Here is a 25667-nt window from a genome sequence, read left to right as displayed (position 1 = left end):
TCCTCAACCCTGAGCGGTCCACAAGTAGGCATCCATGGCCAGAATGCCATAGGTGGTTTCGGGCGTGTAGCGTTGCGCAGGTCCACACACCGTTCCAGGCGCCGTGCCCGACACACTGCCTGCGGCGACGAATAGCGGCATCAAATGATCTTCGGTGGCATGCGCTTGCCGTGCCCAGACACATTCATTGCGGTAATTGCACAGCGAGTCCCATTGCTGTTGCGCAATGCGTGCCGCCATCCAGTCGGCAAATGCATGCACATAAGCCAGCGGGGGTGCATTGCGATCTGCGCTAAAAAAATCCGACAAATTATGCGTGATGGCGCCTGAGGCGAGGATCAGGATATTTTGCGCATGCAGCGCTTGCAAGGCCTGCCCCAGCGCAAACTGGGCAGCAGGCGAGCTGCGGCTCTGGATTGAAAGCTGCGTCACCGGAATATCGGCTTGCGGATACATGAGCATCAAAGGCACCCAGGCGCCGTGATCCAGCCCGCGATCAGGATGCGCTTGTACAGGTAAATCATGCGCCTGCAGCAAAGCGAGCACTTGCTCCGCCAACCAAGGCGCGCCAGGTGCCGGATAGGTTTGTGTATACATGGCCGTGGGAAAGCCCGCAAAGTCATGCATGGTCTGTGGCTGGCTAGCCAGGCTCACCGTTGGCACACGCGTATCCCAATGCGCAGACACCACCAGGATCGCCTCAGGCCGGGGCAAACTGGCAGCAAGCGCGGCCAGCATTTGCCCGGTCAGGCCCGGCGCTAACGCCAGCGATGGCGCGCCATGCGAAACAAACAAAGTACTCATATCAGCCTTGACCGCAACCTAGCGGCGACGATTATCAACACTCAACGCCCCTGGCCCGAATGCAACAACCATCAACAACCCACCGACGATGGTCAGATTTTTCAAAAACATGATCTGCTGGATTTGGTCTGCCATATTGTTGTGAAACATGAACGCGGTTGCCACGGTAAATACGGCAATCCCCGCTGAGGCCAGACGGGTTTGATAGCCAACCAGCAAGGCGATGCCCAGTACCAGTTCGACAAACAAGGCAATCGCATAAGCCACTTCAGGCATAGGCGCGCCGACACTTTGAATATAGCCGATGGTTCCAGCGGGATTAGCAGCTTTGCTCAAGCCACTGATGATAAAAATATGTGACAACAAAATACGGCCGGTCAGACTGGCGGCGGATTGCAAAGCATTCATGGGTAGGCTCCTAAAAGCGTGTGCAGGGGAATCTGCCAGCACGCATCTCATTAAAAAAGTCGGGTTCATCCGGCTCACTGACAAAACGCATTGTATGCCCGCGCCATAAAAATGATAATTACCCTATAATGCGTAAAACTGTCTCATAAAAGTTGACAATAGATGACCTCTTTTGAAGATTTGCATTTCTTTGTCGAAGTGGTGAAGCATGGCAATTTCACCACCGCGGCGCACTCGCTGGGGATTTCCAAACAGCTGGTGAGCCGGCGCATTATTGCGCTGGAAGCGAGATTGGGCATGCGACTGCTGCAACGCACCACCCGCAAATTGTCTGCCACCGAAACTGGCAAAGTGTTTTTTCAGCGTGCGCAAACAATTCTGCAAGCACTACATGAAGCGGAGCTGGAGGTCAGTAACCGCTCAGGCGATCTGCGCGGCCTGCTGAAAATTTCAGTGCCACTGTCTTACGCCAGCTTGCGCCTGGCGCCTGCTTTAACCGCATTCATGCAGCAACACCCGCAACTGGAAATCTGGCTGGATGCCGATAATCGGCATGTGGATATGGTCAGCGAAGGCTATGATATGGTGATACGCGTGACTGACCAGCCAGAGGAAGGCATGGTGGCACGCAAGCTGGAAGACGCCGCGATGAGCTATTGCTGCAGCCCGGCGTATATTGCACAGCATGGCATCCCATCGACCCCGCAGGCGCTGGCCAAGCATATTTGCCTCACCCATCGCGCCAGCGAGTGGCAGTTTGTCGAGCATGACCAGATCCACCGCATTCCCATCCAGCCCAGGCTCAAGTCCAACCACGGCGAAGTCTTGCGTGATGCTGCCCTGGCCGGACTCGGCATCACCGGTCTGCCGGCGTTTTATGTGGCAGCCGACCTGCAAGCAGGCCGTCTGGTGGAAGTGCTGGCCGACTACCGGCGGCCGCAGGGGGGTATTTACGCCATGTACCCTTATCACAAACAGGTCTCAGCCAACACGCTGGCCTTGATTGAGCATTTGCGTCAATGGCTGCAAGCACCGCCTGCGGGGACAGCGATCACTGCGGCAACATAATGCGCTTGCCGCCATCCACACTGTAGCCACCTGGACCAAAGGCAATCACAATCAGCAAACCACCGACGATGGTCATGTTTTTAAGAAACATAATGACTTGCAGCGGGTCGGCCATATTGCTGTGAAACACCAGCGCAGTGACAAAGGTAAACAGCGCAATGCCAGCCGCAGCCAGCTGTGCACGAAACCCCAGCAGCAAGGCAAAACCCAAGCCAAGCTCAACCACCAGCGCTACGGCATAAGCCAGCTGCGGCATCGGCAAATGCGCACTTTCGATATAGGCCAGCGTGCCCGCAGGATCCAGCACCTTGCCCACCCCACTCACAATAAACACCAACGATAACAACACACGCCCCAACAAACTGATCCACCGTTGCCGTACATTCATCTTGATCGCTCCTTGTCATTATTTGGATTGCGCAAGCGTCGCCCGCCCCCATGATTCCACCGGCCAGTGCATTGCGGCAATCTTAACCCGCGGTGCAGCTCAAAACCGAATACCGGTGTATCACATTTGTTACTCTGCACCATTCAGCACAGAATTACCAGCACCCATTGACATTAAATAATTACAGTGTTAACTTAACATCGTTACATTTAATTTCATTGGTCAGCCATGCCCCCCAAGGTTAAGACAGAAGTCGAGAAGCAAGCGATCAGGATGCTGATCATGGATGCTGCCCGCGAACTGTTTATTCACCAGGGGATAGAAGCGGTCACCATGCGCGCGGTCGCCCAACGGGTAGGCTATACCGCCACCAGCCTCTATCTGTATTTCAGTGACAAAGAAGCCCTGATCCGGGCGGTGGTCGATGCCGACTTCCTCAAACTGGCGCAGGCACTCAAAAGCACCTTTGAAATCAGCGACCCCTTGCAGCGATTTTTGCAATTTGGCCAACACTACATCGAGTTTGCACTGAAGTATCCCAATCACTACCGCATGATGTTCATGACGCCTCATCCGCCTTTGGCACCGGAACTGTCCAGCATCGAGCGTCACAACCCGGAGCAGGATGCTTACGCGCAGCTGATTGAAGTGGTGACCAGCGCCTGGCAGGCAGGCATCTTCCGGCCGACACTGACTGACCCGGTGCTGATTGCGCAGACGGTATGGTCCGCCATGCATGGTCTCTGCGCCTTACAAATCAATATGTGCCATGACACCTGGGTCAACTGGCGGCCTCTAGAATCGCGCATGCAGGCCATGGTACAGATGTGGACGAATGGTTTTTTGAAAGCCCCTACCCATGAATAACGCTCGCCTTTATTTATACAGCCTGGCCCTCATGACCGTATTGAGCGGCTGCCAACCTGAGACAGAGGCGCCAGCTGCGCCTCGCCCGGTGTGGGTGATGACCATCGCAGACAGCGCAGTCGCAACCACCGCCCGCTACACCGGCGAAGTGAAGTCGCGCTATGAGTCGAATATTGGCTTCAGAATTAGCGGCAAAATCATTACGCGTGCCGTCAATGTTGGTGAGCTGGTTAAAAAAGGCCAACTCATTGCGCAACTGGATCCGAGCGATACCCGTTTGAATGCCCAATCGGCCAGCGCCGAAGTGCAAACCGCACAGGCCAACCTGGCGCTGGCGCAAACTGAGCTGGCCAGACGCCAGCAACTTTACCGCCAGCAATTTATTTCAAAATCGGCCCTGGATAGCTACGAGACACAAGTGAAAACCAGTGCAGCCAGGCTAGAGCAGGCCAAATCGCAAGCCGCAGTCAGCCAGCATCAAACAGGCTACACCCAACTGCTGGCAGACCGTAGCGGTGCCATCGGCATGATACAGGCCGAGCCGGGACAGGTGGTGGCAGCCGGACAAACCATTGCCCGGATTTACGACTTGCAAACGCTGGAAATCCAGATTGCCGTCCCCGAAACCGTGATTGATACCCTGCACCCCGGTGATCAGGCCAGCGTAACGCTGCAGGGCCTGCCCCACGCCTATCAGGGCCGTATTCGCGAAATTGCGCCGGCAGCCAATAGCCAGACCCACGCCTTCGATCTGCGCATCCAGTTGCTGGATGCTGATGCCAAAGTCAAACTGGGCATGACCGCAGACGTGCGCTTTTTATCAGGTGCAGCCAGGCAAACTATCTTGGTCCCGAGCACGGCGGTCACCCAATTTGCCGACCACCCCAGCGTCTGGGTGATCGATGCGCAACAGCAGGCGCATCGACGTGCGGTGACCACCGGCAACGTCACTGAAGCGGGCGTAGAAATCACCTCGGGCTTGCAAGCCAACGAGACCATTGCCACCATCGGCGTGCATACCCTGACAGAGGGCATGCGCGTGCAGGCCGTCACCCCTGGCCCGGAGGTATTGCGCTAATGAGCGAACACACTACCCCAGCGCATAAAGCCGACAGCCCTTCGCTGTCGCAGCGTTTTAACCTCTCGACCTGGGCCCTCAAAAACCAGGCCCTGGTGCTGTATTTCATTTTGCTGACCTTGCTCGCCGGCAGCTTTGCCTATACCCACCTCGGGCAATCTGAAGACCCGCCCTTTACCTTTAAAGTCATGCTGGTGCGCGCCAGCTGGCCGGGCGCCTCTGCGCAAGAGGTTGAGCAGCAGATCACAGATAAAATTGAAGAAAAACTGCAAGAAATCCCGTCCATCGATTACACCAGCAGCTATTCGCGCCCGGGTGAGTCGGTGGTGTTTATTGTCATCCGCGATAATACCTTCTCCGAAAAAATCCCCGAGCTCTGGTATCAGGTACGCAAAAAAATTGGCGACATCCGCCACACCTTTCCACGTGACCTGCAAAGCCTGACCTTTAACGATGAGTTCAGCGACGTCTATGGCAGCATGTATGCCATCACCGCCGACGGCCTCACCCCGCAACAACTGAAAAGACAAGCCGAGTGGGTAAGAGCGCGTCTGCTCAAACTACCCGATGTGGAAAAAGTTGATTTGTTTGGTGAGCAACCACAAAAAATCATCATCGAAATTTCCAATCAAAAACTCACTTCACTGGGCATCACGCCGGCACAACTGGTGCAAATCCTGCAACAGCAAAACAGTGTCGTTGGTGCCGGGACCTTCGATGCAGGCCCGGAAAGAATCCGCCTGGATGTCAGTGGTCGCTTGCAAACACTAGAGAATTTACGCCAGTTTCCCATTCGGGCAGGGAATCAGAACCTGAGGCTGGGCGAGATTGCCACCATTAAACGCGGCTATGCCAACCCGCCGGCAGAGCGCATTCACTTCAACGGCACGCCCACCTTGCTGATCGGGGTCAGCATGCAGGCCGGCGGTGACGTCATTGCCTTGGGCAAGGCCATGCAAAGCACCATACGCAGCGTGCAAACACAATTACCGGTCGGCGTGCAATTGCATCTGGTCACCTCGCAGCCCGAGATCGTGCAACACTCGGTGCATGATTTTGTCCGCTCCCTCATTGAAGCCTTGCTGATTGTGCTGGCGGTGAGCTTGCTCTCCCTGGGCTGGCGGACCGGCATTGTGGTCGCCGTCGCCATCCCGATTGTGCTGGCCGGGACATTTCTGCTCATGGACTGGTTTCAGATTGGCCTGCACAAAATTTCGCTGGGCGCACTGATTTTAGCGCTAGGCTTGCTGGTCGATGATGCGATTATTGCTGTCGAAATGATGGCGGCCAAAATGGAACAAGGCTGGGAGCGTATGCAAGCCGCTTCGTTTGCCTTCACCTCCACCGCCATGCCCATGCTGACCGGCACGCTGGTTACAGTGGCAGGCTTTCTGCCGATTGCCACTGCGGTCTCCTCAACCGGCGAATATACCCGCTCCATCTTCCAGGTCTCGGCCATTGCACTGAGTCTGTCCTGGATTGCCGCGGTGATTGTGGTGCCCTTTTTAGGCTATCACTTGCTGCCAGATGCCGCCGCACATGCCCAACCTTCACTCTGGCGCCGGCTCAAGCATAAATTAGGCTTTAAAAGCGATGATCAAGAAGCGAGCGCTCACAACGAAGAGACACTGTATGCCACGCCGTTTTACCAGCGCATGCAAGGTACGGTCAGCTGGTGTGTCCAGCATAAGGGCCTGGTGATTCTGGCAACCATTGCCTTGTTTGTGGTGGCCATGCTGAGTTTTGGCAAAGTACAGCAACAGTTTTTCCCCGACTCGACCCGCCTCGAAATCGTGGTCGATTTGCGTCTGGCCGAGAATGCCAGCGACCAGTCCACCGAAGCGGCCGTGACCAAACTCGAGCGCTGGCTCAACGATTGGCAAGCAAAACATGGCAAGGTGGAGAATGTCGTGTCCTACCTGGGCTCAGGTGCACCCCGCTACTACTTGCCGCTAGACGTGCAATTGCCACACCGCGCCTTTGCCCAACTGGTGATTTTGACTAAAGACCTGCAACAGCGTGAAGCCTTGCGCACAGATCTGCTGAACTTGTTTCAACACGATTTTCCACAACTCCGCGCCTCGGTATTGCGGCTGGAAAATGGGCCACCCGTCGGCTTTCCGGTGCAGTTCCGCGTCGACGGCAAAAACCTGAAAGCGATCCGTGAGGTGGCGCACCAGATTGCAGACGCGATGCGTGCCAACCCGCACCTGATCAATGTGCAACTGGGCTGGGAAGAACCGAGCAAAGTGATCCACATTGAGGTGGACCAGCACAAGGCACGCCTGCTCGGCATCAATACACCAGACATCGCGCAGTTACTCAACACGCAGTATTACGAACAGGTGGTCAGCGAGTTCAGGGAGGCAAATGAGCGCATAGACCTGGTCATGCGAAGTCCGGTCGATGAGCATGCGCAACTGTCGCAAATCGGCCAATTAACCGTATTAAGCCAGAATGGCGAGCGCGTGCCGCTGGCGCAAGTGGCCACCATTGAATATGGGTTTGAAGAAGGCGTGATCTGGCGTCGCAACCGCGTGCCTTCGCTCACGGTGCGTGCGCATTTGCGCGGCAAAATGCAGGCACCGGTGGTCTCCGGCCAGGTGCAACAAGCCATTGCCCCGATTTTGCAGCACTTGCCGGCAGGCGTCACGGTAGAAACCGGTGGCGCGATTGAAGAGTCCGCCAAAGGCGCTAGCTCGGTGGTTAAAGGCGTCCCGCTGTTTTTAGCCGCTGTATTCACGTTGCTGATGCTGCAACTGCGCAGCTTGGCTAATGTCTTTCTGGTGGTATTGACCGCGCCCTTGGGCATGATAGGCATTAGCTTTGCCCTGCTGATTTTTAATATGCCGTTTGGCTTTGTCGCCATGCTGGGCAGCATTGCGCTCTCCGGCATGATCATGCGTAACTCTGTCATTCTGGTCGACCAGATCAATCAGGACATTGCCGAGGGCGCCTCGCTGGAGCAAGCGGTGGTGCAATCGACCGTGCGCCGCTTCCGGCCGATTGTACTCACGGCCGCTGCGGCCATTCTGGCCATGATTCCGCTGACGCGCAGCGTGTTCTTTGGGCCGATGGCAGTCGCGATTATGGGCGGGCTGGCCGCCGCCACCTTGCTGACCATTTTGTTTGTGCCGGCACTGTATGCGTTCTGGGCCCGTTTGACCGACAGAACCATGCAATCATGGCGCAATCAATAAAAGGGCGCTGCTATGCATGCAAATGGCTCAGCCAGACAAGGCGCGATTAAAAAATTTCGACGCCGCATAGATGGAATAGGTAAGGCGCAATTTTTTATGCGCAACGCAGTATCGCAACGAAAGTTGAATGAATAGAAGTGCCCTATAATGTTTTTTCTCTTTAACCGGATAGTGGGATTCAAAAATGACAGACCAGGCAACCGCACGTTTTAACATGATTGAGCAACAAATCCGCACCTGGGAGGTGCTGGACCCGCAAGTATTGGCCACGCTGAGCAACACGCCGCGTGAAGCATTTGTGCCAGACGCCTACCGTGGCCTGGCGTTTGCCGATATTGAAATCCCGCTGGACATGGGTCAGCACATGCTGAGCCCAAAAATCGAAGGGCGTTTTTTGCAAGCGCTGCAACTGCAAGCCAAAGACAAAGTGCTACTGGTCGGCGCTGGCAGCGGCCATCTGGCCGCACTGATGGCGCAACACTGCGCACAAGTCACTGCGCTGGAGATTTTCCCGGAGCTGTGCGCGCTGACCGCGAAAAATCTGGCCAAACAAGGCATCCAGAATGTACAGCTGATTGAGGCCGATGGTCACAATGGCTATGAAGCTAAAGCCCCTTATGACGCCATCGTATTTACCGCCTCCAGCCCGGTTGAGCCCGAAGGCGTGCGCTACCAGTTGAGCATTGGTGGCCGCATGCTCATCGTGCTGGGCAAAGCCCCGGTCATGCAGGCGACGCTGGTACAACGTCTGGCCGAGCACAGCTTCAAACAAGACGTGCTGTTTGAAACCAGCCTGACTGAAATGCAAAACGCCCCCCAGGCCCTGGCCTTTACTTTTTAACACCTCATATCTGTTTAATGCCCTATGCCTAGCCCTGCCTATTTGAGAGTAGCGATGCTGATTGCCAGCCTGTGGTGGTCAGCACACGCAAGTGCTGCCGCGCAAAGCCTGGTAGACGTGTATCAGGAAGCCCTCGCCAGTGATCCGGTGCTGGCCTCGGCGGGCAGTGCCAATCAGGCTGCGCAAGAAGTCATAGAACAGGCCAAAGCTGGCTACCGTCCTTCAGTGAATTTCACGGCGGGCGCGAATGCCAACCGCACCGATTTAAAAATCGTCGGTAGCCAGGCGCCCTTCCCCGGCGGGCGCAACAACTACGAAGCTTATCAGGCACAGCTACAAGCCAGGCAACCGCTTTTCCGCAAAGAAGTCCTGGAGCGCATAGACCAAAGCAAGGTGCAGGTGAGCATCGCTGACAAGCAATATCACCTGGCGCAACAAAACCTGATGTTACGCACCACGCAGGCCTATTTTGAGGTGCTGCTGGCGCAAGACCGCAACATGCTGATCACCGCGCAAAAAGAAGCCATTCAGCGCCAGCTGCAACAGGCTAAGGCCAATTTTGAGGTGGGCACCACCACCATTACCGACGTCAATGAAGCGCAAGCGCGCTATGACCTGATCGTGGCGCAAGAACTGGCCGCACTCAATGACATTGATATTGCCAAACGCAGCCTGCAGGCGATCACCGGCAAATTGCCAGAACGCCTAGCCAGTGTGCGCGAAGATATCCAGATCAGCCCCAGCCTCAAGCCCATGCAAGAATGGCAAGAGGTCGCCCATGCCAGCAACCTGAATATCCAGATTCAGCAAGAAACGGTACAGGTGAATGAAAAAGATATCGAAATCGCGCGCGCCGGGCATTACCCCACCGTAGATGCCGTCGCCAACTATCAGGACAGCTATGCCAATGGCGGCCAATACGGGTTTGGTGCCGATCTGAAAAGTGCCAGCATAGGCGTGGAAGTCTCTGTGCCGCTCTATCAAGGGGGGGCCGTGAATTCACGCGTGCGCCAGGCCGCCTACAATCGGCAAAAAGCCCTAGATGACTTGCAAAACGTCATGCGCCAGACCACTCTGGAAACCCAACGCGCCTACCTCAACCTGAACACCAGCATCGCCCAGGTAAAAGCGCTTGAGCAAGCGCTCAAGAGCAGCCAAAGCCAGCTCGACTCCACCAAGCTCGGTTACGAAGTCGGCATACGCACCAGCGTAGATGTACTCAACGCCCAGCAGCAATATTACAGCGCCAACCGTGATTTATTGCAGGCCCGCTATAACTACCTGGTGAATATCATTCGCCTCAAAACCGCCAGCGGCATCGTCTCCGAAGCCGACCTGCAAGATATCGACCAACAACTCGCCAAGAGATAAGCCCATGAAGCCAGTCATTGCCACCACAGATGCCGTTTGGATGCTGATTGATATACAAACCCGGCTCTGTGACGCGATGCAACCTGAGCCCATGGCCGCCGTCATCAAAAACATCCAGCGCCTGATTCAAGGCGCCCAGCTCCTGAATATCCCGCTCTGGGTGACTGAACAATACCCGGAAAAACTCGGCGCAACCCTGCCCGCGCTGCAAACCCTCTTGCCCGATTACACCCCTCGCACCGCAAAACTCGCCTTCTCCGCCTGGCACGAGTCCAGCTTTCAGGAGTCCTCTGTCAGCGTCGCCCCGCAAGTCGTTCTGTTCGGCCTGGAGACCCATATTTGCGTGCAACAAACCGCCCTAGATGCACTGGCCGCAGGCAAACAAGTGTTTATCGTAGAAGATGCCGTCATCTCACGAAATGAGGCCAACCGCAACAATGGCATCGAGAGAATGCGTAATGCCGGTTGCATCATCACCAATACAGAATCCATGCTGTTTGAGCCCATGCAAGGCGCCACGCATGCACAATTCAAGGCCGTGTCGGCACTGATTCGCTAGCTAGCTGGGTGCACCAACGCCTTTAGCGTATTTGGTTGTGGGAAATAAATACTTCGTTACCATTTTTCAGGCTTAGTCAGAGATGAAAATATATTCGGTGAGATATATTTTCATCTCTTCCTCTCTAAAATCATAAAATATATGCGTTCCGATATATTCCTTTATTTTGAAAAAGATCTGGAATAGAATATATTCGATCATATATTTTTGGAGAATTCGCATGAAGGTTCCGATTAACTCGCCAGCAGATTTGGGCGAAGTCATTCGCGCTACACGCAAATCAAATAATCTTCGTATGGATGATTTGGCTGGTATTGCTGGCGTGGGGCATGTTTTCGTGGGCGATGTCGAATACGGAAAAGAAACCGCCCAAATCGGCAGAGTCATGCGGCTTTTAGGAGAGCTGGGAATAAAACTGTCTGCCGAGGTTCCAGCTTCTGCAGAAGCCTATCTGGGCAAGATTCGTGACCAGAACGGCTTGGTACGTCCCAGCCAACGCAAGACCCAAAAAGGTACTCAATGAAGCGAATATTGCTCGCTTATATCAACGATGCCCATGTCGGCACATTGGTCGCTGAAGACAATATCTGGAGGTTTGAATACACAGATACCTGGGCCACGGATAACAAGGGATACGATCTTTCTCCAAATCTACCCAGAGTAGATGCTGAAGGCAAACCCAGCATTCACATTGACGGTAGCACGACAAGACCTGTGCAATGGTATTTTGATAATTTGCTTCCTGAGGAAACGTTACGAACGATCCTAGCTAAGGAAGCCAAAGTAGCCATAGAAGATGCGTTTGGATTATTAGAAGCTTATGGTCGAGAATCTGCGGGATCGTTAACGCTCCTTCCTGAGGGCGTACTTCCAGAACAGGGAGGAAAGAGAAAGCTCTCCCTAAAAGAGCTATCTGATCGCATTAAAGCGATGCCCAGAATTCCCTTGAACGCAGATTCACCGAAGAAAATGTCCCTAGCCGGTGCTCAACATAAGCTAGCAGTCATCTATCGAGATGGGGAAATTTATGAGCCAGATGGCAAGGCAGCCTCAACACACATCTTAAAACCTGAGCATCCAGAAAAAACCCGCTACCCGTCGACCGTTATCAATGAGTACTTCACCATGCGCGTTGCAAACCTGGCAGGATTGGATGTGCCTAAAGTATATCGACTATTTTGCCCAGAGCCGGTGTATCTCATTGAGCGTTTTGACAGGGTCATACATCAAGATGGCAGAGTCGACAGGCTCCATGTGATTGATGGATGCCAACTCCTCAACATAGACCGCGTGTTTAAATATGATGCAGCCAGTACTGAATCACTTGCAAAGTTAGCTCAGCGCCTTTCAGTCCCGGCTGTCGGAAGGCTATGGTTTTTCGATTGGATAGTCTTTAACATTCTGATGGGTAACGGAGATAACCACCTCAAAAACATCTCTTTCATGGTTTCCCACGATGGCATTCAAATTTCACCATGTTATGACCTTTTGAGTACAGCCGCTTACGAGACGCAAGCCATAGATAAAGAACATGCTAGCTGGCCTAAAACAGATTTCCCCATCAGACTGGGCCAAACGCAAAAGTTTTTTTCAGAGATTACACGGGAAGATATTATCGAAACCGGTAAAAAACTAGGGTTAAGTGGAGACACTGCCACCCGCAGATTAAATAATCTGCTCAAGAAAGTACCGCAGGCATTCAGTCATCTGAAAAGTGAAATTACCAACGAAAACGCTAAACTACCTGAGGACGCACGCTGGAAAGTAGAGGGTGATGGCCGCATGATAGGGATTATGGAAAAATACATCATGCATCCGATGGTGAAACAACTCAGCGGGATGGATGGCAGAAACTAACCGAAAAATGCCGTCGAAAGAATATGCCATCCAAGGCAGTGATGGCATTGCTTCGCTCGCTCCTGATTAAAGTCTTCTGCGATAATGCCCGGTTATTTTAGAAAGCTGGGCATATGAATCAAATCGAATGGAATGACTTCACCAAGGTTGAATTACGCGTTGGACGTGTGACTTCGGCAGAAGTGTTTGCAGAAGCACGCAAGCCAGCCTATAAACTACATATCGACTTTGGCCCCGAGATCGGCATGCGCAAATCCAGCGCCCAGATTACAGCGCACTACACCCCTGAAAACCTGATCGGCAAACTCGTTGTCGCCGTGGTGAATTTCCCACCCAAACAGATTGGGCCATTGATGTCAGAATGCCTGGTGACGGGTTTTCATGATGCTGAGGGGAGAGTGACTTTATGTGTGCCAGAACATGAGGTTCCGCTCGGCACAAAGTTGTTGTGATCATTTTAAAATAATCAAAGTACGGGAATAATGACTATTTTTAATAACTCAATTGATGCGTCAAAAAAATGATGGTATGAGCCTTAGCCTTGGCCTCCAAAGCGCTCAATGATTTCAATGAGTGCCATCATTAATGTAATCAATTCGTCACAATTGGATAAAAATAATGAGCACAACATATGACTTTCAATCCTTATCTCCCGAGGATTTTGAAAGGCTCAGTAGAGATCTTTTAGCAGCCGAGTGGAATCTACCAATCGAAACTTTTAGACCAGGCCGCGATAAAGGTATTGATGCTCGCTACTATCATCCTATCAGTGGTGAACTGGTGATTATTCAATGTAAGAGGTATCAACCCAGCGCATTCTCGCAACTTAAGAATAAAATGAATGATAGCGAGTTACCTAAAATTGAAAAACTGAAGCCCACTCGCTATGTACTACTTACTGCAGTTTCATTTGCTGTGGGTCAAAAAGACGAGCTGTTTGAGTTGATAAAGCCATGGTGTAAGACTCCAAGTGACATTCTTGGATCAAGTGAAATAAATGGTCTTTTAGTTAAACACCCAAATGTTGTGAGAGCACATTTTAAGCTTTGGCTAAGTAGCACGGTGGTACTTGAGCTCATTCAAAATGCGAATATTTGGAATAGAACAAAAGCTACTTTGCAAGAAATTGAAAGGGAGTTATGCCGTTTTGTAATCCATGACGGTTTTGCCCAGGCATCAGAAATTCTAGAAACTCACAAACATTGCATTATTGTTGGTCTGCCGGGAATTGGTAAAACAACGATGGCAAAAATTTTATTGTCTCAATATGTAACATACGGTTATGAAGCAGTAGTCGTCTCAGGTGATGTCGAGGAAGTCTGGTCAGTCGCAACAGAAGCTGTGGATGGATCTAAAAAGCTAGTAATTCTCTATGATGATTTTCTTGGCCAAATAAGTTTTGAGCACCTTAAGTTTGAAAAAAATGAAGAGCATCGTTTTTTGCAACTTCTTAAATTAGTCAAAAATAATAATAATTTAAGATTTATCCTCACGACAAGAGAATACATTTTGGCAGATGCAAAAAGGCAGCATGCTGTACTTGAAAAAGCAGGGCCAGATCTTGAGCAATTTACACTGACTTTAGAACATTACTCCAAAGTCAGTCGTGCACGAATACTATTCAACCATTTATTTTTTTCGGACCTTCCAAAGAGTAGGCTTGAAGCGATTGTAAATAGCAAAGTCTATAACGATATAATTCAGCATGAGAATTACAATCCTAGAACTGTCGAAAGTATTTGTCAGAATTCAAACTTTAAGAGTCTTAGTGATTCTGAGTACATTGAAAGAATAGGCATAGAGTTCAACGACCCTAGTTTAATTTGGGATCATGCTTTTCGCACCGACATTCATCCCAACTCAAGAACACTTTTATATATCCTTTGGACTTTTGGCGAGTACGCAACTCTAACAGCACTTAAGAAATCATTTTCAAAAATGGTTACGTCCTCTTTGAGCGATTCGCATAGTGATCTATTCTCAAGGGCTATCAAAGAGCTGGATGGAAACTTCATAAGCTCTGAAAGAATAGGGTTTATAGGTAACACGTCCATTCATGATCTCAAAATTAGTTATCAGAATCCTTCTATAAGAGATTACATCGATAAAAGAATTCATGATGATTTGGATACACGTATTATGGTATGCAAATCTTGTGTCACATTTCTTCAGGTCCAAGAAATTTACGAGCAAACTAGGGCTAATCTAACTGAACATCAAGTAATCGATAAACAATTGTATGAATTCGCATTACAGTTTATTGAAGCTGAGGACTATTCAATTGTTTATATGTATGGAGAGCCTAAATTTTTAGGAAATCGAGACAGAAAAAGATCTGAGCGATTAGGCTTACTCGTTCAGATTGGGGACTCTTTCGATGAGCACCAAAGAAATTTTGCTATTTTAGATAGCTGGATATTTTCATCCGATAATTTGTTTGAAATGATGAATTGGGGTTCATTTCAGAATATATCAGCGCTTGTTTCGATCTTGCTTAACAGTCCATCATTAAATGATGAAAAGCGGTTGCAATTTAAAAAGTCATTTGAAGTTGCCATAGTTGAATACTTAAACTCTAGAGATTCGGTCTTTGAGTTGGACAATGCACTATATTTCTTAAAAGAGAATTCTGGTGTTTTTGATACATCTAGTTTCAATCCCTACAAAAAGATTGAAGATATCGTAAAAGAGATTGGGGACACTCCAAGGGAAAGAATTTCAATTACCACAATCGAAGACGAAGTAACAGCCTTGGATAGTTGCAAACAAATATTAGGTGAGGACTTCGATCATGAATTTGGAGTACTAAATGGGCTGTTAGATAGCATGTACGAATTTTCGCAAAGTGAAGAAGATTTCAATGATGAGATGAATACACTGACTTCGGAAGATATTGAGAAGGACTTCGACATCGACAAATACTTTTCAGGATTGATATCTTACTGAAGTCAGGCCTTCAATTCGGCCCCCATCAGTTAGCTGCTGCTATTTAATCTCTAATGACACTTCAATAATTCTATCGTGGAATAATATGCACCTTCGCATGCGTCACTCCCGTCTGTGATGAGATCGCATTCACACAAGCCTCCACCTCGGCAATCTTGCCTTTAAGAATCACCGTCTCCATACAGTTGTCATGATCCAAATGCACATGTTGGGCAGTGATAATCACGTCATGGTGGTCGTGCTGTAGTTGATTCACCCGGCTGGCGAGCTGGCGTTCGTGATGATCATAGACATAACTGAGCGAGGCGACGCATTCAGCTTCCGCGTGATCGGCATCTTCAATTACCGCTTCATCGAGTGCTTTACGCACGAGGTCACGAAAGGCTTCTGAGCGGTTGACGTAGGCCCGCACGGCGACCAGTTGGTCAAAGGCGTCGGCCAGGTCGTCTTCAACTGAAATTGTAATGCGTCGCATAGATCATGCTCCTCGTTAGAACTGATAGGTGAGTGTCAGTCGTGCAGCCCTTGGCTCTACAGGGTGAAAGTGAATATCGCTGACCGGTGCAGCCTCGCCTTTGAGTTGTGATTCGTAGTAGTAGTCGATGTCACTGGCTTTGCGGTTAAACAGGTTAAATATGTCTAACGTCATGGTGGTTTTCGGGTTAAAGCGGTAGCCGACGCGGGCATAGGTGAGCAAGGTCGCATTTGACTGGACCGTATTATCTGCCACCAGTGGCCGTGGGCCAAAGTAGCGGAGTTGCACGGCGCCGAACCATTGACCCCATTGGGTCACGGTGGCGCCTAGCGAGGCCACTTTATTGATGGATCCGGGAATAAAGTGGCCTGGGTCATTGGGGTCTTGTTGGGTAAAGCGTGCTTTGGAGAGCGCAATATCCATATCCAGCAGTAACCAGTCATTCACCACATAATGGTTGTTCCACTCCACGCCATAGCGACGGCTGGCCAGGCTGGGTTCGGTTTCACCAGCGTCGCCGACAAAGACCAGCTCAGAATCAATATCCAGTTGCCACACCGCCAGCGAGCTTTGCAAGCCGGGCATCCATTCGCTGCGGATGCCTACTTCACTGCCACGGGTGCCGACCAGGGGCGTGACGGGTGAGGCTGGGTTGCCATCGGGCAAGCGGGTTTGCGTGGTGCCGCGGGCATCGTTACTGTGAAAGCCCTTGCCGAGATTATAGAAAAATTCGGTATGGGCCCACGGCCCGAAAATCACAGAGAATTTTGGCGAGACGATGCCGTCACTGACACGGCCTGAATTACCCTGAAGTGAGCTGTTCACGTCGAACTGGTAGCGGTCATAACGCAGGCCAGCGACCGTGCGCAGTTTGTCGTGCCACCAGACGGTGTTTTCGGCATAGAGGCCCGCGCTGCTTTCTTCTACTTTGTCTGAGCGGATCAACGACAAGCGCTGTTTTTGTGCCGTGTTGTATAGCGCAACCGGTGACAGTTTGTCGTAACGCGTCTGCAGCCCCAGCTTGTTTTCGACAGGCAGGCCAGCAAGCTCGCCGAGCCAGGTCTTACTGAGATGAGCCCCCAGCATGGTGCGTTTTTCACTTTGGTTAAACTGGTCGCCATTGACTGGATCATTGAGAAAGTAGGTGAAATTGCTATATAAATCGAGCGCGGAGCGCACGGCATAGGCATTGATTTGCCAGCCGCCCTGCGCGTCACGGTGCTGCTTGCTAAACGACAGGCTGTAACGCGATGCATCGCCGCCATCGGTCGGATCTATGGTATCAAAACGGCTGATCTGCCCGGAACGGACGGCGCGTAGCGGGATCTGGTCGGTGCTGTTCCAGCGGTTGTGATAGGCCATGGCGGTCAGGCTCATGTTGTCGTGCGCATCCCCTGTACTAAACCGCAGGACGCCATTGTATTTTTTGACGCCTTCGGCCACTTGCCAGGGGCCGTCATAGCGATTGAGCTCCAGCGCATAGAGGAGCTGGCCGTTGTGCAGGGCCTGTGAATCTGCCACCAGCATACGTTGATAGTCGTAACTGCCCAGCGTGAGACTGGCGATGCCTTGCGGCAGTCGATTGACCAGGTGCAAGTGCGCAGCACCGGCAGAGGAAAAATCCCCCTCCTCTGCTGAGTAAGTGCCTTTTTTATAGTGGATATGGCTGACCAGCTCGGGGATCAGGAAATTCAAATCGGTGTAGCCTTGGCCATGTGCATGGGTGCGCATATTGACCGGCATCTCGTCCACATAGGTGGCAAAGTCGGTGCCGTGATCAAGGTTAAAGCCGCGCAAAAAATACTGGTTGGCTTTGCCACTGCCGCTGTGCTGGGTGACGATCATGCCGGGGACAAATTCGAGCACCTCTCCCACCCGTGAAATGGGCCGGTTTTGAATCAGGCTGGCATTCACCCGCCCCTCGCTGGCGGCATCGGACGAACCGACCGCGTTGTCATAATGCGCACGCACGGGCACGTCATCGAGCGTGAGCGCCTCACTGGCGACAGTCAACCGGGATAACAGCACCGCAACCAGGCCGACACTTAGCCGTATGATTTTTTTGTTATTTTTCATACGGCGGCATTATGCGCGAAAGCAAGGTGACACCCTATAAGTAAATTAACGCAAGACGCGGTGCGCTGACGCCAATAAAAAAGCCCGCTGGCGCGGGCTTTTTTAGATCAGAGCGGGCAACTTATTCAGCTGCTGGCGCTTCTTCTCTTGCTGGTGGATCGATCAGGGCTTTCATGCTCAAACGCACTTTGCCTTTGTCGTCCAACTCAACCACTTTCACTTTCACAATGTCACCCTCTTTGAGGTAATCGCTGACCGCTTTCACGCGTTCGTGGGCAATTTGTGAAATGTGTACCAGACCATCTTTACCTGGCATCAAGGTCACCACTGCACCGAAGTCCAGAATCTTGACCACTGGGCCTTCGTAGATCTGGCCGACTTCCACTTCTGCGGTGATCTGCGCAATCCGGCGTTGTGCTTCAGCGCCTTCGTCCGCATTGGTACAAGCGATCTTCACGGTGCCGTCATCTTCGATGTCGATGCTGGTGTTGGTTTCTTTGGTCAGTGCCTGAATCACGGCGCCACCTTTACCGATCACGTCACGGATTTTGTCCGGATTGATCTTCATGGTGATGATACGTGGGGCAAACTGTGACATTTCGGTGTTTACGCCAGACACGGCTTGTTTCATCAGGCCCAGAATATGCGCGCGGCCTTCTTTGGCTTGTGCCAGGGCCACTTGCATGATCTGTGCCGTAATACCAGTGATCTTAATGTCCATTTGCAGGGCAGTCACGCCTTTGTCGGTACCAGCCACTTTAAAGTCCATGTCACCCAGGTGATCTTCGTCACCCAGAATGTCGGTCAGCACCGCAACGCGGTTGCCTTCCTTGATCAGACCCATGGCCACACCAGCCACGTGGGCAGTCAATGGCACACCGGCGTCCAGCATGGAGAGGCAGCCACCACAGACAGACGCCATGGAGCTGGAACCGTTAGACTCAGTGATCTCGGACACGACACGCAGGGTGTAGTCAAAGTCTTCTTTCTTAGGCAATACGGCTTTCAATGCGCGCTTAGCCAGGTTACCGTGGCCGATTTCGCGGCGTTTTGGTGAACCGACACGACCCGTTTCGCCAGTGGCGAACGGAGGCATGTTGTAGTGCAGCATGAAGTTTTCGTAGTATTCGCCAGCCAGCGCGTCAATGATTTGCTCATCTTTGCCTGTACCTAAGGTGGTCACGACCAAAGCCTGTGTTTCACCACGGGTAAACAGCGCAGAACCGTGGGTGCGTGGCAATACGCCGGAACGGATGGTGATTGGACGCACGGTACGTGTGTCACGGCCATCAATCCGTGGTTCGCCGTTCAAAATCTGGCTACGTACGGTTTTCGCTTCCAGCTTAAAGAACTCGTCTTTAATCTTGTTGGCTTCCAACGTAGAAGTTTCTTCAGTGATCAAGGTGCTCATGACGCGGGACTTGATTTCGTCCAGCTTGGCAGAGCGCTCACCTTTGGATTTGATTTTGAAGGCAGCGTTGATATCTTCAGCCGCAATCGCTTCCACTTTTGCAATCAGCGCAGTGTCTGGCTCTGGCGGTGTCCAGTCCCAGGCATCTTTACCAGCTTCAGCAGCCAGTTCGTTGATCATTTTGATCACAGGTTGCATTTGCTCGTGACCGAACACAACCGCACCCAGCATCACGTCTTCTGGCAATTCTTTGGCTTCGGATTCCACCATCATCACAGCGGTTTCAGTCGCAGCCACGACCAAGTCCAGCGCGGACTCTTTCAGTTGTGTCGCCGTTGGGTTCAAGACGTATTCGCCATTGATATAACCCACTTTGACCGCACCCATTGGGCCGTAGAAAGGGATACCTGCCAGCGCAACCGCAGCAGACGCACCAATCATGGCCGGGATGTCAGCATCAATTTCCGGATCCAGGGACAACACGGTCGCCACAATCTGCACTTCGTTATAAAACGCATCCGGGAACAGTGGACGCATAGGACGGTCGATCAAACGTGCCGTCAGGGTTTCTTTTTCGCTAGGACGGCCTTCACGTTTGAAGTAGCCGCCTGGAATGCGGCCAGCCGCATAGGTTTTTTCCTGATAATCCACAGTCAATGGAAAGAAATCCTGACCTTCTTTGACTTCGGTTTTTGCAGTTGCAGCCACCAGGACTACTGTATCGCCATAGCTCACCATGACGGCGCCATCTGCCTGACGTGCGACTTCCCCGGTTTCAATGGTCAGGGTATGCGCACCAAGCTGGAGGCTTTTTCTCGTAATTTCAAACATTGTTTTTCCTTTATCTACCATGGCTATTCACTACCTAATAGCCAATCTCAACAATGAAAACCAGACTGACAGTGCCGACACTCCACGCATGTGCATAGCATTGTGCGCGACAACTGACGCCCGGTTTCCCGATTTGCGGTGACTTCCATCAGCACGCTTTTTGTACAAACCCTGCACAAAACGCACTCACAGAAGCCACCCCAGTTGGTGATATGAAAATCCCGAATATCAGCAATCTCAGGATTTTTAAAGCAAAAAAGCCGAGGCAGTCACCATGCCATCGGCTTTTATTTCGTTAAAAGTGAACTGGATTAAACGTCACTTTTAGCCAAATTATTTACGCAGGTTCAAGCGCTCGATCAGCGTTTGATAGCGGCTAACGTCTTTACCTTTGAGGTAGTCGAGCAAACGACGACGCTGGCTGACCAACGCCAACAGACCACGACGGGAGTGGTTGTCTTTTTTGTTGGATTTGAAGTGCTCGGTCAGGTAGCTGATACGGTATGTCAACAAAGCCACTTGTACTTCTGGGCTCGCTGTATCGTTAGCACTGCGTTGAAAATCTTTAATGATTTTTGCGGATTGTTCTGCGGTAATCGCCATCTTTATTGTCCTTGAGTTAGCGTCAATATCGTCGCAGCCAGACAACCCATTTGCCTACCGCACCGACATTCAATTTACACGAAACGCGCATTATAGCGGCAAGCGCCAGCCTTGCATAGGTTTTTATCACATTAAGTTTCTGTTTTTATGAATTAATTTAAATATCGCAGCTCTTTGAAGGCTCTATAAAAAGTCATCATAAAAATCGGCAGTCGCTGGCACCGCCCCGCGAATGCCACAAATGGAGGCGGCGAAACTGGCCGCGCGGGTCAGGATGGTGGGGCGTGACCAGCCCGCCAGCAAGCCGCGAATCACCACCGAGGTATAAGCATCGCCAGCGCCTACACTATCGACAAATGCCGTGCTCAAGCGCACCGGCGGCACGCGAAAGCCCTGACCAAACCGGTCCAGCCAGAAACTGCCCTCTTCACCACAGGTGACAAACATTTCAGTCAAGCCACACACCATCAACAAGCGCCGGGCCAGCTCATTCACATCTGCCGCACCCGGCAGTCCAAGCAAATTACAGACTTCTGGCAACTCTTCATGATTGATTTTGAGAATATCGGCGGCCTGCAAGGCCATGCGTACGCTCTCCGCGTCATACCAGGGCGCACGCAGGTTGATGTCACACAGCACCGTGGCGGGCTGGCACAGCGCCAACCACTGCGCGGCAAGCGCCTGCATGGGTGCATGGCGCAAAGCCAGTGACCCGAAATACACCAGCCTCGGGGGATGTTTCAAGGTGAGCGCCTCGACAGGCGGCCATTGCAGGTCATCATAGGCCTGCTGATCCAGAATCTCGAAGCGATGACCATCGGGGCCCAGATGCACCTTGACTTGCCCGGTCGGCAAACGCTCAGAGTGCTGCACCCCTTCGGTAGGCAGGCCAGTCGCTTGCATTTCGGCCACAATACGTTCGCCCAGGGCATCCTGGCCGATGGCAGTGAGAAAGTGCACGGGCAAGCCAAATGCGTGACAGTGGCGGGCAACATTATAAGGTGCGCCGCCGATGACCGTTTGCTCGGGAAACACATCCCCCAGCACCTCACCCAAAATCATGATCGAATCTGACATCTGCTTATCCTGCCTTTAATAACCAACCAATTGCCATACACGCTGGCAACAACCAAAGAATTGAAATCCGCTTGCCGACCAACAACCACAGCGACAGCACCACCATGCTAGCAGCGGCGACATCTGGCGCATCGGGCCAGACCACGTGCCGGCTCAACGTGAGGGCCAGCGCCACCATGCCCGCGATCACCGCCGCACTGATAGCATGCAGCGGCGCAGTCCAACGCCATTGCTGGCGGGTACGCTCTATCCAGGGCGCCCCCAAAAACACCATGACAAAACTGGGCACAAACGTAAACCAGGTCACAATCGTCGCCCCGATCAACCCCGCCTGCCAATCAGGCAAGGCCAGCCCGGCCTGCCAGGCCGCAACAAAGCCAATATAGGTGACCACCATAATCAGCGGGCCCGGCGTACTTTCGCCCAAGGCCAGGCCATCCAGCATCTGCTCCGTCGTCAACCAGTGGTAATGCTGCACACTGGCATCAAACACATAGGGCAAAACGGCATAGGCGCCGCCAAAAGTGAGAAACGCAGCCTGGCTAAAAAAAGCTGCCAGGCGGGTAAATAGATGTGACGGCCCATAATAAAGCACTAAGGCCGCAGCGACACCTAAACCACATAGCGCGCCCCAGATCAGCACTGTCGCTGTCCACCGACGCAAATCAGCCAGCCCGGCCAGCGCCGTGTTGTCATCAATCACACTTGGCGCCGTCTGCATGGCCCTTGCCGCCGCATGGCCAACTGACGTTTCGACCCACTGCGGCCAATATTGTTGCACAGCAACGCCCAATACCGCGGCCAGCAGAATAATCACCGGGAAAGGCAGATGGAACGTTTGCATGACCAAGGCCAGCAAAAACACGCCCCACAACCAGCGGGCGATCAGCACTTTTTTAGCCAGGCGCCAGGCGGCACAGCAGACCAGCGCGACTACCAGCGGCTTAACCCCATACAACAAAGCCGCGACGGCGGGCTGACTGCCCCACTGCATATACCCCCACGCCAGCGAGACCAGCAAGCCAAACGCAGGCAACACAAACAAACTGCCAGCCACAATGCCACCCCATGCACCATGCAATAGCCAGCCCATATAGACCGCCATTTGCTGCGCCTCGGGGCCTGGCAACAGCATGCAATAGTTCAAGGCATGCAAAAATCTGGCCTCTGAAATCCAGCGCTTTTCTACCACCAGCGCCTGGTGCATCAAGGCAATTTGTGCCGCAGGCCCACCAACACTAATACAGCCCAGGCGCAACCAGTAGGCCCAAAATGCCTGTGCAGAAGGCTTCGCTGGCGCCTGCATTTCAGGCGGCGTCTCGACAATAGACATCAACCATTCCTTTTTAAAACAGCGGCCTCAAATACCGCCTCGCAAGCATATCAGGATTTTTTTTAACTTTTGTGTGCATTCTTGGCGTTCTTTGCTATAATGCGCGTCTTGCGATTCGGGACACACCCAAATTGCTGTTGGCCAGATAGCTCAGTCGGTAGAGCAGAGGATTGAAAATCCTCGTGTCGGCAGTTCGATTCTGCCTCTGGCCACCACTCCTCTTGCCTTTCGGCACATTTCTTTTTCTGGGTTTGTTGATGTCATTAAAACACTTAACACCGGATGAATTACAGCCATTACTCAATGATCCCTCATTGTTGCTGATTGATATCCGCAATGATCACGAGCTTGTTTCCGGTATCTTGCCTGGTGCCATGCATTTGCCATTAGGACATCTGGCGACGATGTTTGATCAACTGCCGCAAGACAAAAAAATCGTGTTTTACTGCCGTAGCGGTGTACGCTCCATTTCTGCAGGTGAGTTTGCCTTGGCGCAAGGCTGCCACGATGTCTCGCATTTGGCGGGCGGCATTCTGGCTTGGGCTCAACACGGCTTGCCCATCGAGCCCGCTTAATTCAGAGACTCAGGATTGTTTATGCAATACGACAAAGAAGTAGATGCCCGCCACCTGAATTGCCCCCTGCCCATTTTGCGCTGCAAAAAGGCCCTGAACGAGTTGCAAGCAAATCAGGTACTCAAAATCACGGCCACGGATCCTGGGTCAAAGAAAGATTTTGATGCCTTTTGCCGCCAAACCGGCCACACCCTGATCGAGATGCAAGAGGCAGAAGGTGTTTTTACCTTCTGGCTACGCAAGCGCAGCCAGTAAACCGCTCTCCCGCGGACTGACACTCAGCCACCAACCGCACCCACCATCCATCCATTCATCCGCTGCAGCGCAAAAAAAGGGCTTCCGAAGAAGCCCTGTGAGGAACGACGTTAACCCGTGGGTTAACGTGGTCTGCATGCCGAAACAACGATTGCCCCACTGGCGACTCAGGGACTCAACCTGACTTGCAGTTTGCCGGCATGGCTTCCGACAATCTGCACACTCCAGACGCAATCATTGTTATCTAAAGATGATTTCGGCAGCTTCACGCAAAACTTTAGGGCGCGCTCAAAAAAATTTAAATAAAAAAGCCCGCCGATGAGGCGGGCTTGTTCAACCAATTGAAACGCGATTGGAAATAACGTTATTTGGCGTTTTCCAGACTACCCATGGCTTTAGGGAAGGTCACCACGCCCCATGGCATGTTTTTCACTTCAATCTGGTTCGTGACTTCAAGCTTATCTGCATCAATGACGAATACCGCATCAGACTTGCCGCAAGCCAACAGCACCTGCTTGTTGTCCGGGGTAAAACTAAAATGCCAGCACCGGTTACCGGTCGGCACTTCCTTGATTTTTTCAAAGGTCTTGGCATCAAACACCTGCAACAGTTTTGCCTTGTTGGTGGCCACAAAAATCCGCTCACCCTTGCTGTCGTAGGCTATGCCGTATGGGGTTTCAGCCGTGTCTACCGTGCGTACCACATTAAAGTCTTTGTCCATGACCATAAACTTGTTACCAAACTCCAGCGTGGCCAGATAGGTATTGCCATCCGGAGAGACTTTGATGCCGCGCGGACGATCTCCATATTGATGGGTGGAAATGGTTTTGACCAGATCGCCAGTTTCGATATTGTGTACAGTGACGGTATTGTCAGCTTCGTTCGTAATCACCAGCTGCTTGCCATCGGCCGAAAACTCCAGGCCTTCGGTTTCTGGCCCGCCGGTAATTTCGCGGACTTTTTCACCTTTGGTCAGATCAACAATCGCAATCTTGGCCGGGACTTTTTCTTCATCGTCGTCATCGTCTTCTTCTGGCTTGCTGCCCGGCTTGGGGGGCGGACCGGCTTTGGCGCTAGGCTCGGACGAAACAAAGGCATAATTACCACTCACCCGCACAAACTCAGGGTTTTTGCCGACTTCGATCTGCTTGACGACTTCGCCTGTGGCGGTATCAATCACGGACACACTGCCATTTTCACGCGTAGCGACCACCAGTTGCTTGCCATCGTCTGTCAGCGCCAGGCCACGCGGGCCCTTGGCTTTCACATCCAGCATGCTGGTCACTTGCATGGTCGCCAAGTCAATCACATCGACGCCAGCATCCTGGGTGGACACATAAGCCAACGTCTTACCAGAAGAACTTTCGCTAACAGCGCTCGTGGCCGCTGGCGTTTCCGGGGTTGGTGAGGACTCTTCTTGCTTGTTACAAGCGGTAACGCCAGCGAGCAAGGCCAGCAACCACACGCTAGTGCGCGCACGACGCGCCAATGATGAATTCAACATTTGCATTTATCTCCTGATTATTATTTAAGTCTCATCGCTCTAAAGTGCAGGCATTCCCTGCAAGAATCGTTCTCAGCCATCCAATCAACGCCGTGGCACGTATTCAGCTGACATCACCCACGGCGCTGGCTGCAAACAAC

General features: G+C 52.1%; 23 protein-coding genes and 1 tRNA gene. 14 read left to right on the top strand and 10 right to left on the bottom strand.

What is annotated here, in order from left to right:
- Positions 1-3 precede the first annotated feature (3 nt).
- Positions 4-804 carry a dioxygenase family protein gene (locus ACFQ1T_RS00180; RefSeq protein ID WP_379073349.1) on the bottom strand — a complete coding sequence of 267 codons (801 nt, stop codon included), beginning with the start codon at positions 802-804 and terminating at the stop codon, positions 4-6.
- 18 nt (positions 805-822) lie between these two features.
- A complete protein-coding gene (locus ACFQ1T_RS00175) occupies positions 823-1212 on the bottom strand; it encodes a DoxX family protein (RefSeq protein ID WP_379073348.1) in 390 nt (129 codons plus the stop codon).
- A 162-nt stretch (positions 1213-1374) separates the two neighbouring features.
- Here ACFQ1T_RS00175 and ACFQ1T_RS00170 point away from each other — a divergent pair, with 162 nt between their 5' ends.
- Complete coding sequence (locus ACFQ1T_RS00170; protein ID WP_379073347.1) at positions 1375-2280, top strand: LysR family transcriptional regulator; 906 nt, start codon at positions 1375-1377, stop codon at positions 2278-2280.
- On the opposite strand, the gene ACFQ1T_RS00165 is transcribed toward ACFQ1T_RS00170, so the two are convergent.
- Positions 2264-2668 (bottom strand): DoxX family protein, encoded by a 405-nt coding sequence (locus ACFQ1T_RS00165; protein WP_338656148.1) that lies wholly within the window; start codon positions 2666-2668, stop codon positions 2264-2266. The two genes, ACFQ1T_RS00170 and ACFQ1T_RS00165, sit on opposite strands and share 17 nt — an antisense overlap.
- A 282-nt stretch (positions 2669-2950) precedes the next feature.
- Here ACFQ1T_RS00165 and ACFQ1T_RS00160 point away from each other — a divergent pair, with 282 nt between their 5' ends.
- The 10 genes from ACFQ1T_RS00160 to ACFQ1T_RS00115 all read left to right on the top strand — a co-directional run bounded on the left by ACFQ1T_RS00160 (position 2951) and on the right by ACFQ1T_RS00115 (position 15387).
- Positions 2951-3535 carry a TetR/AcrR family transcriptional regulator gene (locus tag ACFQ1T_RS00160; protein ID WP_379073346.1) on the top strand — a complete coding sequence of 195 codons (585 nt, stop codon included), beginning with the start codon at positions 2951-2953 and terminating at the stop codon, positions 3533-3535.
- Positions 3528-4613, top strand: a complete 1086-nt coding sequence (locus ACFQ1T_RS00155; RefSeq protein ID WP_379073345.1) for an efflux RND transporter periplasmic adaptor subunit — start codon at positions 3528-3530, stop codon at positions 4611-4613. The genes ACFQ1T_RS00160 and ACFQ1T_RS00155 overlap by 8 nt, the downstream gene beginning before the upstream one ends.
- Complete coding sequence (locus ACFQ1T_RS00150; RefSeq protein WP_379073344.1) at positions 4613-7813, top strand: efflux RND transporter permease subunit; 3201 nt, start codon at positions 4613-4615, stop codon at positions 7811-7813. Before ACFQ1T_RS00155 ends, ACFQ1T_RS00150 begins: the two co-directional genes overlap by 1 nt.
- Positions 7814-7997: 184 nt before the next feature.
- Positions 7998-8654 (top strand): protein-L-isoaspartate O-methyltransferase family protein, encoded by a 657-nt coding sequence (locus ACFQ1T_RS00145; protein ID WP_194749753.1) that lies wholly within the window; start codon positions 7998-8000, stop codon positions 8652-8654.
- A 24-nt stretch (positions 8655-8678) separates the two neighbouring features.
- On the top strand, positions 8679-10025 hold the full coding sequence (locus ACFQ1T_RS00140; protein ID WP_379073343.1) for a TolC family outer membrane protein: 1347 nt from the start codon (positions 8679-8681) through the stop codon (positions 10023-10025).
- Between the two features lie 4 nt (positions 10026-10029).
- The gene (locus tag ACFQ1T_RS00135) at positions 10030-10584 is read left to right on the top strand and encodes an isochorismatase family protein (protein ID WP_194749755.1); all 555 of its coding nucleotides are present in this window, start codon (positions 10030-10032) and stop codon (positions 10582-10584) included.
- A 220-nt stretch (positions 10585-10804) separates the two neighbouring features.
- A complete protein-coding gene (locus ACFQ1T_RS00130; RefSeq protein WP_275356422.1) occupies positions 10805-11107 on the top strand; it encodes a transcriptional regulator in 303 nt (100 codons plus the stop codon).
- Entirely contained in the window at positions 11104-12441 is a 1338-nt protein-coding gene (locus ACFQ1T_RS00125; RefSeq protein ID WP_379073342.1) for a HipA domain-containing protein, read from the top strand. Before ACFQ1T_RS00130 ends, ACFQ1T_RS00125 begins: the two co-directional genes overlap by 4 nt.
- 113 nt (positions 12442-12554) lie before the next feature.
- Positions 12555-12893, top strand: coding sequence for a tRNA-binding protein (locus tag ACFQ1T_RS00120; protein ID WP_379073341.1), 339 nt, complete (start codon positions 12555-12557; stop codon positions 12891-12893).
- Between the two features lie 166 nt (positions 12894-13059).
- Positions 13060-15387, top strand: a complete 2328-nt coding sequence (locus tag ACFQ1T_RS00115) for an nSTAND3 domain-containing NTPase (RefSeq protein WP_379073340.1) — start codon at positions 13060-13062, stop codon at positions 15385-15387.
- A 70-nt stretch (positions 15388-15457) separates the two neighbouring features.
- On the opposite strand, the gene nikR is transcribed toward ACFQ1T_RS00115, so the two are convergent.
- The 6 genes from nikR to chrA form a co-directional block, all read right to left on the bottom strand.
- Positions 15458-15862 carry a nickel-responsive transcriptional regulator NikR gene (gene nikR, locus ACFQ1T_RS00110; RefSeq protein WP_379073339.1) on the bottom strand — a complete coding sequence of 135 codons (405 nt, stop codon included), beginning with the start codon at positions 15860-15862 and terminating at the stop codon, positions 15458-15460.
- Positions 15863-15877: 15 nt separating this feature from the next.
- Positions 15878-17938: a TonB-dependent receptor gene (locus ACFQ1T_RS00105; protein ID WP_379073338.1), complete on the bottom strand. Its 2061-nt coding sequence runs from the start codon at positions 17936-17938 to the stop codon at positions 15878-15880.
- Between the two features lie 121 nt (positions 17939-18059).
- Positions 18060-20180: a polyribonucleotide nucleotidyltransferase gene (gene pnp, locus ACFQ1T_RS00100; protein WP_379073337.1), complete on the bottom strand. Its 2121-nt coding sequence runs from the start codon at positions 20178-20180 to the stop codon at positions 18060-18062.
- A gap of 333 nt (positions 20181-20513) precedes the next feature.
- Positions 20514-20783 carry a 30S ribosomal protein S15 gene (gene rpsO, locus ACFQ1T_RS00095; protein WP_194749762.1) on the bottom strand — a complete coding sequence of 90 codons (270 nt, stop codon included), beginning with the start codon at positions 20781-20783 and terminating at the stop codon, positions 20514-20516.
- A gap of 183 nt (positions 20784-20966) precedes the next feature.
- Positions 20967-21860 (bottom strand): PfkB family carbohydrate kinase, encoded by an 894-nt coding sequence (locus ACFQ1T_RS00090; RefSeq protein WP_194749763.1) that lies wholly within the window; start codon positions 21858-21860, stop codon positions 20967-20969.
- Positions 21861-21864: 4 nt separating this feature from the next.
- Positions 21865-23193 (bottom strand): chromate efflux transporter, encoded by a 1329-nt coding sequence (gene chrA, locus ACFQ1T_RS00085; RefSeq protein ID WP_379073336.1) that lies wholly within the window; start codon positions 23191-23193, stop codon positions 21865-21867.
- 139 nt (positions 23194-23332) lie between these two features.
- Between chrA and ACFQ1T_RS00080 the strand changes: the two genes are divergently transcribed.
- The 3 genes from ACFQ1T_RS00080 to ACFQ1T_RS00070 all read left to right on the top strand — a co-directional run bounded on the left by ACFQ1T_RS00080 (position 23333) and on the right by ACFQ1T_RS00070 (position 24023).
- Positions 23333-23408, top strand: a tRNA-Phe gene (locus ACFQ1T_RS00080).
- A gap of 42 nt (positions 23409-23450) precedes the next feature.
- Positions 23451-23768 carry a rhodanese-like domain-containing protein gene (locus tag ACFQ1T_RS00075; protein ID WP_275356412.1) on the top strand — a complete coding sequence of 106 codons (318 nt, stop codon included), beginning with the start codon at positions 23451-23453 and terminating at the stop codon, positions 23766-23768.
- Positions 23769-23789: 21 nt separating this feature from the next.
- Positions 23790-24023, top strand: coding sequence for a sulfurtransferase TusA family protein (locus ACFQ1T_RS00070; RefSeq protein ID WP_275356411.1), 234 nt, complete (start codon positions 23790-23792; stop codon positions 24021-24023).
- Positions 24024-24387: 364 nt separating this feature from the next.
- Here ACFQ1T_RS00070 and ACFQ1T_RS00065 read toward each other — a convergent pair whose 3' ends face one another.
- Positions 24388-25533 carry a YVTN family beta-propeller repeat protein gene (locus tag ACFQ1T_RS00065; protein ID WP_379073335.1) on the bottom strand — a complete coding sequence of 382 codons (1146 nt, stop codon included), beginning with the start codon at positions 25531-25533 and terminating at the stop codon, positions 24388-24390.
- Positions 25534-25667 lie beyond the last annotated feature (134 nt).

This window comes from Methylophilus glucosoxydans (assembly GCF_042676145.1).
Lineage (GTDB): Bacteria > Pseudomonadota > Gammaproteobacteria > Burkholderiales > Methylophilaceae > Methylophilus > Methylophilus glucosoxydans.
The sequence above is the reverse complement of the archived record's forward strand: the minus strand, read 5'-3'. Positions and strand labels throughout refer to the sequence as shown.

Bases quoted from the DNA above. Each gene is read 5' to 3' on its own strand.
- ACFQ1T_RS00180 (WP_379073349.1), bottom strand. From the start codon at position 804: ATGAGTACTTTGTTTGTTTCGCATGGCGCGCCATCGCTGGCGTTAGCG.
- ACFQ1T_RS00175 (WP_379073348.1), bottom strand. From the start codon at position 1,212: ATGAATGCTTTGCAATCCGCCGCCAGTCTGACCGGCCGTATTTTGTTG.
- ACFQ1T_RS00170 (WP_379073347.1), top strand. From the start codon at position 1,375: ATGACCTCTTTTGAAGATTTGCATTTCTTTGTCGAAGTGGTGAAGCAT.
- ACFQ1T_RS00165 (WP_338656148.1), bottom strand. From the start codon at position 2,668: ATGAATGTACGGCAACGGTGGATCAGTTTGTTGGGGCGTGTGTTGTTA.
- ACFQ1T_RS00160 (WP_379073346.1), top strand. From the start codon at position 2,951: ATGGATGCTGCCCGCGAACTGTTTATTCACCAGGGGATAGAAGCGGTC.
- ACFQ1T_RS00155 (WP_379073345.1), top strand. From the start codon at position 3,528: ATGAATAACGCTCGCCTTTATTTATACAGCCTGGCCCTCATGACCGTA.
- ACFQ1T_RS00150 (WP_379073344.1), top strand. From the start codon at position 4,613: ATGAGCGAACACACTACCCCAGCGCATAAAGCCGACAGCCCTTCGCTG.
- ACFQ1T_RS00145 (WP_194749753.1), top strand. From the start codon at position 7,998: ATGACAGACCAGGCAACCGCACGTTTTAACATGATTGAGCAACAAATC.
- ACFQ1T_RS00140 (WP_379073343.1), top strand. From the start codon at position 8,679: ATGCCTAGCCCTGCCTATTTGAGAGTAGCGATGCTGATTGCCAGCCTG.
- ACFQ1T_RS00135 (WP_194749755.1), top strand. From the start codon at position 10,030: ATGAAGCCAGTCATTGCCACCACAGATGCCGTTTGGATGCTGATTGAT.
- ACFQ1T_RS00130 (WP_275356422.1), top strand. From the start codon at position 10,805: ATGAAGGTTCCGATTAACTCGCCAGCAGATTTGGGCGAAGTCATTCGC.
- ACFQ1T_RS00125 (WP_379073342.1), top strand. From the start codon at position 11,104: ATGAAGCGAATATTGCTCGCTTATATCAACGATGCCCATGTCGGCACA.
- ACFQ1T_RS00120 (WP_379073341.1), top strand. From the start codon at position 12,555: ATGAATCAAATCGAATGGAATGACTTCACCAAGGTTGAATTACGCGTT.
- ACFQ1T_RS00115 (WP_379073340.1), top strand. From the start codon at position 13,060: ATGAGCACAACATATGACTTTCAATCCTTATCTCCCGAGGATTTTGAA.
- nikR (WP_379073339.1), bottom strand. From the start codon at position 15,862: ATGCGACGCATTACAATTTCAGTTGAAGACGACCTGGCCGACGCCTTT.
- ACFQ1T_RS00105 (WP_379073338.1), bottom strand. From the start codon at position 17,938: ATGAAAAATAACAAAAAAATCATACGGCTAAGTGTCGGCCTGGTTGCG.
- pnp (WP_379073337.1), bottom strand. From the start codon at position 20,180: ATGTTTGAAATTACGAGAAAAAGCCTCCAGCTTGGTGCGCATACCCTG.
- rpsO (WP_194749762.1), bottom strand. From the start codon at position 20,783: ATGGCGATTACCGCAGAACAATCCGCAAAAATCATTAAAGATTTTCAA.
- ACFQ1T_RS00090 (WP_194749763.1), bottom strand. From the start codon at position 21,860: ATGTCAGATTCGATCATGATTTTGGGTGAGGTGCTGGGGGATGTGTTT.
- chrA (WP_379073336.1), bottom strand. From the start codon at position 23,193: ATGTCTATTGTCGAGACGCCGCCTGAAATGCAGGCGCCAGCGAAGCCT.
- ACFQ1T_RS00075 (WP_275356412.1), top strand. From the start codon at position 23,451: ATGTCATTAAAACACTTAACACCGGATGAATTACAGCCATTACTCAAT.
- ACFQ1T_RS00070 (WP_275356411.1), top strand. From the start codon at position 23,790: ATGCAATACGACAAAGAAGTAGATGCCCGCCACCTGAATTGCCCCCTG.
- ACFQ1T_RS00065 (WP_379073335.1), bottom strand. From the start codon at position 25,533: ATGCAAATGTTGAATTCATCATTGGCGCGTCGTGCGCGCACTAGCGTG.